At 69.7% G+C, this 7,309-nt stretch carries 7 protein-coding genes; 6 read left to right on the top strand and 1 reads right to left on the bottom strand.

Features of this window, described 5'->3' with window-relative positions; all coding sequences use genetic code 11:
• The first annotated feature begins 120 nt into the window (after window positions 1–120).
• From ABD156_RS24665 to ABD156_RS24655, 3 genes are all read left to right on the top strand, one after another.
• Window positions 121–969 (top strand): aminodeoxychorismate lyase, encoded by an 849-nt coding sequence (locus ABD156_RS24665; RefSeq protein WP_344278169.1) that lies wholly within the window; start codon window positions 121–123, stop codon window positions 967–969.
• A gap of 387 nt (window positions 970–1,356) precedes the next feature.
• Complete coding sequence (locus ABD156_RS24660) at window positions 1,357–2,556, top strand: CynX/NimT family MFS transporter (RefSeq protein WP_344278166.1); 1,200 nt, start codon at window positions 1,357–1,359, stop codon at window positions 2,554–2,556.
• Window positions 2,557–2,629: 73 nt separating this feature from the next.
• A complete protein-coding gene (locus tag ABD156_RS24655) occupies window positions 2,630–3,136 on the top strand; it encodes a flavodoxin domain-containing protein (RefSeq protein ID WP_344278163.1) in 507 nt (168 codons plus the stop codon).
• Between the two features lie 6 nt (window positions 3,137–3,142).
• Here the strand turns inward: ABD156_RS24655 and ABD156_RS24650 are convergent, their stop codons facing one another.
• The gene (locus ABD156_RS24650) at window positions 3,143–3,712 is read right to left on the bottom strand and encodes a TetR/AcrR family transcriptional regulator (RefSeq protein WP_344278160.1); all 570 of its coding nucleotides are present in this window, start codon (window positions 3,710–3,712) and stop codon (window positions 3,143–3,145) included.
• 70 nt (window positions 3,713–3,782) lie between these two features.
• Between ABD156_RS24650 and ABD156_RS24645 the strand changes: the two genes are divergently transcribed.
• The 3 genes from ABD156_RS24645 to ABD156_RS24635 all read left to right on the top strand — a co-directional run bounded on the left by ABD156_RS24645 (window position 3,783) and on the right by ABD156_RS24635 (window position 7,109).
• Window positions 3,783–4,187, top strand: a complete 405-nt coding sequence (locus tag ABD156_RS24645) for a nuclear transport factor 2 family protein (protein WP_344278157.1) — start codon at window positions 3,783–3,785, stop codon at window positions 4,185–4,187.
• 183 nt (window positions 4,188–4,370) lie between these two features.
• Window positions 4,371–5,573 carry an MFS transporter gene (locus ABD156_RS24640; protein ID WP_344278972.1) on the top strand — a complete coding sequence of 401 codons (1,203 nt, stop codon included), beginning with the start codon at window positions 4,371–4,373 and terminating at the stop codon, window positions 5,571–5,573.
• Window positions 5,574–6,674: 1,101 nt separating this feature from the next.
• Entirely contained in the window at window positions 6,675–7,109 is a 435-nt protein-coding gene (locus ABD156_RS24635; protein ID WP_344278153.1) for a PadR family transcriptional regulator, read from the top strand.
• The last annotated feature ends 200 nt before the right edge of the window (window positions 7,110–7,309 follow it).

Here is a 7,309-nt window from a genome sequence, read left to right as displayed (position 1 = left end):
ACGCAGCTCCGTCAGACGCCGACTTAAAGGCGATCCCGCCCGCGCCGACGAAGTCGGCGCCATCAAACACAGCGTCCCGCCCGCGCCGACGGAGTCGGCGCCAAAGACAAGGATCGAGACATGCGTGTTCTTGGCTATCTGGACGGTTCCGTGGCCGACCCGGACGACCCGGCGATCAAGGTCGCCGACCTCGGCCTGCTCCGCGGCGACGGGGTGTTCGAGACGGTCCTGATCGAGGACGGCGAACCGCGGGAACTGGACCTGCACCTGGACCGCCTGGCCCGGTCGGCCCGGATGACGGAGCTGCCCGAACCGGACGACGCGCAGTGGGCACGGGCCATCCGCGCGGTGATCGACCATTGGCCCGACGACAGCGAAATCGCGATGAAACTCATCTACACCAGGGGATTGGACGCCGAGCCGGACTCCCCGCCGACGGCCTTCGCGCTCGGGCTCGAGATCAGCCCGAGGATGATGCGCGAGCGGACCGAGGGGATCGCCGCGATCACCCTGGAACGAGGCGTCGAACCGGGCCTCGCCGAACGTGCGCCGTGGCTTCTGCTGGGCGCGAAGACGTTGTCGTACGCGGTGAACATGGCCGCCCTGCGCGAGGCCGATCGTCGTGGCGCGTCGGACGTCATCTTCACCGCGACCGACGGTTCGGTGCTGGAAGGCCCGACGGTGTCGGTGGTGCTGGTGCGCGGCCGGACGCTGTACACGCCGCCGCCGATCATCGGCATCCTGCCCGGGACGACGCAGGCCGCGGTGTACCGGGGAGCGGAGAGGGCCGGTTTCACCGCGAAGATCGAGACGCTGACCGCGGACGATCTGTTCTCGGGGGACGGGGTTTTCGTCGCGTCGTCGGTGCGCAAGCTGACCCGGGTGCACACCCTGGACGGCAAGGTGCTGCCCGACTCGACCGAATTGCACCGCGAATTGAGCGCGGCTTACGAATCGGTGTACCGGTAAGGATCTTGCTTGCCCGGCGTGGGGGCGGGCAAGATCGGGAAGGACGATTTCGCCCGCTTCGGGATTTCCGGCGGGCGGCGGGGAGGGAATATTCCGGCTGGCCTCGACGCGACTGCCGCTCCGGCGCGGTTCCGACGGCAGCCGCGTCCGGGGAGACTCGGGGAGGGGATTCGATGAGCGACCCGGTTCTGCGGCGTGTCTCCGGTGCGCTGGGGGTTCTCGGTGCGGGGTCCGTGCCGTGACCGCTCGTTCCGCCTCCGCAGCCTCCGCGCCCTCCGTATCTCCCGAAGGCGGCGCCCCGCTGCGTCCCGAAGCGATCCTGGCCGTCGATCCGTCCGTGAGAACCGTTCCCCGCCAGCCGAAACGTCCCACTGCGGAGGCCGCCGCATGACCGCCCGTCCCGCTCCCGCGCCTCCCCGACGCGGGACCCCGCTGCGTCCCGCGCTCATCCTCGTCGGCGTGCTGCTGATCGCCACCAATCTGCGCGCCGCGATCACCACCCTCGGGCCCATCCTGAGCCTCGTCCAAGCCGACCAGGGGCTTTCTTCGGTAGCCGCCTCGGTTTTGGTCAGCGTGCCGCTCATCGCGTTCGCCGTGTGCTCGCCGATCGCGCCCAAGGTCGCCGCGAAGCTGGGGCTGGAGCGGGCGCTCGGCGCGGCGGTGCTGCTGCTCGCGGTCGGGATCCTGGTGCGATCCACGCCGCCGCAGGTGCTGCTGTGGACCGGAACCGTGCTGCTCGGGGTTGCGATCGCGATCCTGAACGTCTTGCTGCCCGCGCTGGTCAAACGCGATTTTCCCAGTCGGATCGGCCCGATTACCGGGACGTACACGGCGGTCCAGTCCGGGGTCGCCGCGATTGCCGCCGGGGTGGCGGTTCCGCTGGCCGGGCAGCAGGCCGGCGGGTGGCGGTTGTCGCTGGGGATCTGGGCCGGGCTCGCGCTCGTGGCGCTTGGGGTTTTTCTTCCGCGACTGCGGAGGTCCGCGGCCGCACCGGCGCTCGCGCCGGCGGTTGGTGCGGCACGGCCGTGGACGAGTGCGTTGGCTTGGCAGGTCACGGTTTTCATGGGGCTGCAGTCGCTGGCGTTCTATGTGCTGGTGACCTGGTTGTCTTCGATCGAGCACGCTGCGGGCATCAGTTCGGTGACTGCCGGGTTTCATCAGTTGCTGTTCAATCTTTCCGGGCTGGCCGGGAGTCTGGTGTGTTCCGCGCTTGTCCATCGGCTGCCTGATCAGCGGGCGGTCGCTGTCGCCGGGTCGTTGCTGCTGACGGCGGCGTTGACCGGGTTGCTGGTCGCGCCTGGGGCCGCGGTGGTGTGGGCGGTTCTGGCCGGGTTCGCCGGCGGGATCACGTTGGCGTTGGCCTTGTCGCTCTTTGGGTTGCGTACCAAGGATTATTCCGACGCTGGGGCGTTGTCCGGGATGGCGCAGTCGGCGGGTTACACGCTTGCCGCGGTGGGGCCGATCGCTATCGGCGCGATTCACGACGCTACGTCGTCTTGGACGCCCGCTCTTGGGGTGTTGATCGCGTTGGCGCTGGTGCAGACGGTGTTCGGGGGGTTGGCTTCCCGACCTCGAACGATCGGGTGATCGTTGCGCTGAAGCAGGATCGCGGGGACGGTCCGGACAGGCGCGGTCTGCCGGATGGGTGGACAATAAGGACATGATCAACGTCCTCGTCGCGCATGCGGGCAAGCGCGGCGCTACGCGCGAGATCGCCGAAGTCGTCGGCGAGGAGTTGCGTGCCGCCGAGTTCGCCGTTGACGTGCGGGACGCTGGCGAGGTCGACCGAGTCACGGAATACGCCGCGGTGGTGGTCGGCAGCGCGCTTTACTACGCGCGGTGGCGGCCCGAGGCAGTGCGGTTGCTGGAGCGCAACACCGAAGAGTTGCGGGCGCGGCCGGTGTGGTTGTTCCACAGCGGACCGTGCGGGCCGGGTGCGAATCTCGCCCGGGTGAGCTTGCCCGCGCGGGTGACGTTGCTGGCGGCCGCGATCGACGCGGGGCGCACCGAGACGTTCGGCGGGCGGCTTGACCCGGCGCTCGCGGACGGCGTCCTGGAGAAGCTGATGGCGCGGGGCAACCGAGCGGGGGACTTTCGCGACTGGGACCGGATTCGGGCGTGGGCGCGGGACATCGGGCGCCGGATTCTGTCTCGCGTCCCGATCTGAGCCGGGTCAGGACGCGCCGAGCACCCGTAACACCGTGGTGGACAGCTCTTTTTCGGCGTCCTCCGGGGAAAGCCGTCCCGCGTCGGCCTCTCCCGCGGCGGCGTGGCCCAGCTGGATGATGACCGTGACCAGCCAGTCCACGGGGGGCTGACGGTCGAACTCGCCGGCGAGCTGCCCGCGTTCGACGATCCGCCGCAATCGGTCGGCGACTGGTTCGTGCTGCTCGCGGCCGTCTTCCGCGGAGGACGCCGTCGAACCGAACCGGCGCAGCAGCATCGGGTATCGCGAGGACGCTCGGCGGGCGGCGTCGAGCACTCGCAAGATCGCGTCCGCCGCGGGTCCGGTGTCCGGGCCTGCGGCGTCCATCGCGTCGACGGCTTCTTCGGTGAGCCGGTCGAGTACAGCGGCCAGAAGTCGTTCGCGGGAAGGGAAATGGGCGTACACGGTCTGGCGGGTCACGCCCGCCGTCGTGGCGATGCCCTCGACGCTCGCGTCCGGATCGGCTTCCAGCACGCGGAGCGCCGCGTCGAGGATCGCGGCGCGGCTGCGCTGGGCGTCGGCGCGGAGTTTCGACATCTCTTACACCTTGTCAAATTTAGTTCGAGCGGATATCTTACAGTGTGTCAGAGTTCGTCTGGGAGGGGTTATGGACACGCTGGAACGCGCCGATCCGCTTGCTGATCCGAAGGAGTTCATCGCGCGCTTCTTCACGTCGTTCACCGACGATCTGGTGCGCACCGACGAGGACGCGGCGACGGTGGTCGACCGCTATCACACGCACGACGTCGTGCAGATCGCCGACGGGGTGCGGATCGACCGCGACCGGCTGGTCGCGCATTGCCGTCCGGTGCGGAAAAACCGGCCGGACAGCCGGATCGAAGTCCACGAGGCGATGGCCGACGGCGACCGCGTCGCCGCGCGGTACACGTTGCACGTACGTCAACGAGGAAAGGAGCTCGAGATCGAGGTGTCGTTCTTCGGGCGGTTCGCCGCGGACGGCCGGATGCGCGAGGCGCACCTGCTGACCCGTTCGGCGAAAACGCCCGAGTAACCCGATTCCTCCGCTTTCGCTTGGTATGTCAGGGATATCCTGAGTCCACATGCGACTCTTGCCTCGCCGCCACGCCGGGTGTAGACCAAGCCGGTGACCGAAAACGCAGCCGGGGGCAAGGAAAAACGCAAGCTCAACGCCGATCAGCGAAACTCGTTCCTCGCCGCGTGGCTCGGCTGGAGCATGGACGCCTTCGACTATTTCCTGGTCGTGTTCGTGCTCGCGGACATCGCGAAGGACAAATCGTTCGGGGCCACCGCCACGCAGCTGGCGTTCATCACCACCGCGACGCTCGTGATGCGCCCGGTCGGCGCGCTGCTGTTCGGACTGTGGGCGGACCGGTCCGGGCGGCGGATCCCGCTGATGGTCGACGTCTTGCTGTACTCGGCGGCGGGCGTGCTGTGCGCGGTCGCGCCGAACTTCACCGTGCTGCTGATCCTGCGGTTCATTTACGGCGTCGGCATGGGCGGTGAATGGGGCCTGGGCGCGGCGCTCGCGATGGAGAAGATTCCCGTGGAGCGGCGCGGGTTCTTCTCCGGGCTGCTGCAGGCGGGCTACTCCGCCGGGTACCTGCTGGCCGCGCTGGCGTACCTGCTGTTCCACACCGCGCTCGGCCTGGAGTGGCGGTGGATCTTCGTGCTGAGCATCTTCCCGGCGCTGATCAGCCTGCTGATCCGGGCGCGGGTCAAGGAATCCGAGGTGTGGGAGGCGGCGCAGGAGAAGATGCGCGTCACCCGGACGTCGGTCAAGGACGTCCTGTTCAACCCGAAGGTGCTGCGCCGGTTCGGCTACCTCGTGCTGCTGATGACCGCGTTCAACTGGATGTCCCACGGCACGCAGGACGTCTACCCGACTTTCCTGAAGGCGACCGACCACGGCGGCGCCGGCTTGAGCGCCGCGACCAGTACGTGGATCGCCGTGCTGTACAACGTCGGCGCGATCATCGGCGGACTGGTCTTCGGCTCGCTGTCGGAACGCTTCGGCCGCCGGATGACCATCGTCGGCGCCGCGGTGCTCGGCCTGCCGATCGTCCCGATCTTCGCCGTCGACCACGGGGCCGGGATGCTCGCGCTCGGATCGTTCCTGATGCAGGTCATGGTGCAAGGCGCGTGGGGCGTCATCCCCGCGCACCTCACTGAGATGTCCCCGGACGCGATCCGCGGCTTCTTCCCCGGCGTCACCTATCAGCTCGGCAACCTGCTGGCCGCGCTGAACCTGCCGATCCAGCAGAGCATCGCGCAGTCGCAGGGTTACACGGCCGCGCTCCTGTGGACGGTGATCCCGGTGCTCATCGCGGTCGCCGTGCTGACCTCCCTGGGCAAGGAGGCGAAGTCCATCCGCTTCGGCGGGGAAGGCGCGACGACCGCGCCCGCCGGAACGTCCTGATCCTTTCCGCCTGCTGGTTCGGGCGACCTTGCCGTCGAACAATCGCCGATATATCGTGGTCATATCGGCGATCGTTCGACGACCAAGGAGGAGCACATGACAAGGACCGCAGGCGGAGGACACCTGTTCCGGGGCTTCGGCGGCCCGGAACGTTTCGGCGGCCCCGGGATGCCGTTCGGCTTCGGCCGCCCCGGCCCAGTTCTCCCTGGCGACGGGGGCCGAGGCGCACCCCTCGACCAGCCGCCCCCGCGCGGCGACGGGAAGGACCGACATCCGGGCGGACCAGGGGAAGGACACGGATGGCCCGGAGAGGGCGGCCCGGGCGGGGAGCACGGGCGCCCGGACGGGTTCGGCGACCAGGAGGCCTGGTTCGGACGCTTGAGCGGACCCGGCTGGGCAGGATTGTTCGGCGGGCGAGGCCCGGGCTTCGCCCAGCACGCGGTGTTCGGCGGACCGGGTGCCAGGTTCGGCCAGACCGGGCTCTTCGGAGCACCGGGAATCAGCTTCGGCTGGCCCGGTCACCCGGGACATGAGGGCGAGCCGGGCGACCGCCATGGCTGGCCGGGCGAACCGGGGGAGGGCCAGGCGCACCCTGGTCCTTCGGGGGAGCACTCCGGCCATTTGGGTGATGAGGGCGGGCACCCCGGGCCACTGGGACACCCCGGGCGTCCGGGCGAGTGGCCTCATCACGCGGACCAGTCCGGTCGTCCCGGTGAGCCGTCCGAGCACGCGGGCCATCCCAGGCACCTGGGTCACCCGGGTCGTCCGGGCGAGTGGCCCCATCACGCAGGGCATCCCGGTCATCCGGGGGAGCATCCAGGACATCCAGGACACCTCGGCGGCGAGGAAGCCTGGGGCGACACCGTCTTCGAGGCCCGAGGCGGCTTCCCTCCGGGGCCTCCCGGTCCGCCTGGGCCTCCCGGGCCGCCGCATCGGCCGGGGTTTTCCGGGTTTCCGGGGTTCCCTGGCTTCCCCGGATTTCCCGGCGGGCCAGGAGGACCTGGCGGCCCCGGAGGCCCGGGCGGTCCGGGAGGCTTCTTCGGCGGTCCGCGGCACGGCGGACGAGGCGGGCGCGGCCCGGCCCGTCCGGTGCGTCCGGCCGTGCTCGCCTTGCTGGCCGAGGAGCCCCGCCACGGTTATCAGTTGATGCAGGAGATCCGGCGCCGCACGAATGACGAGTGGCGGCCCAGTCCGGGCTCCATTTACCCGATTCTGCAGCAGCTCGAGGACGAAGGTCTCGTCCGCACGGCGGAAGAGGGCGGCCGGCGCGTCGCGCATCTCACCGAAGCCGGGCGCGAGCACGTCGCCGGGCGGGAGGAGGAGTTCGCGGCGCTCTGGGAGTCTCCGGCGCGCGAGGAGGAACCGGGAGCTGACCGCTTCGCCGCGCTGTACCAGCAGATCGGCGAGCTGGGCGGGGCCGCGGCGCAGGTCGCGCACGCCGGCAGCGAGGCGCAGTTCGCGGAGGCGCGCAAGGTGCTGCGCGAAGCCCGCCGCCGGTTGTACGCGTTGCTCGCGGACGACGACTCCGAAGAATAAAACCGCGGCCGGATGAGTCCACAAAGGACTCATCCGGCCGCGGTACCTCGGGGCACAACCGGAGGTGGTCCGAGCGCGCGTGTCGGTTGTTGGACGCCGCCGCGGTGCGACGGGTCCAATGCGGCCATGCCATCGTTTGTCCACCTGCACGTCCACACCGAGTATTCGATGCTGGACGGTGCGGCGAAGATCGGTCCCTT

Origin of the sequence: Amycolatopsis albidoflavus, assembly GCF_039525725.1 — a bacterium.
Taxonomy (GTDB): Bacteria; Actinomycetota; Actinomycetes; order Mycobacteriales; family Pseudonocardiaceae; genus Amycolatopsis; species Amycolatopsis albidoflava.
Note: the sequence above shows the minus strand (reverse complement) of the source record. Positions and strands in the feature narration are given on the sequence as shown.

Bases quoted from the DNA above. Each gene is read 5' to 3' on its own strand.
- ABD156_RS24660 (WP_344278166.1), top strand. From the start codon at position 1,357: ATGACCGCCCGTCCCGCTCCCGCGCCTCCCCGACGCGGGACCCCGCTG.
- ABD156_RS24655 (WP_344278163.1), top strand. From the start codon at position 2,630: ATGATCAACGTCCTCGTCGCGCATGCGGGCAAGCGCGGCGCTACGCGC.
- ABD156_RS24665 (WP_344278169.1), top strand. From the start codon at position 121: ATGCGTGTTCTTGGCTATCTGGACGGTTCCGTGGCCGACCCGGACGAC.
- ABD156_RS24640 (WP_344278972.1), top strand. From the start codon at position 4,371: ATGGACGCCTTCGACTATTTCCTGGTCGTGTTCGTGCTCGCGGACATC.
- ABD156_RS24650 (WP_344278160.1), bottom strand. From the start codon at position 3,712: ATGTCGAAACTCCGCGCCGACGCCCAGCGCAGCCGCGCCGCGATCCTC.
- ABD156_RS24645 (WP_344278157.1), top strand. From the start codon at position 3,783: ATGGACACGCTGGAACGCGCCGATCCGCTTGCTGATCCGAAGGAGTTC.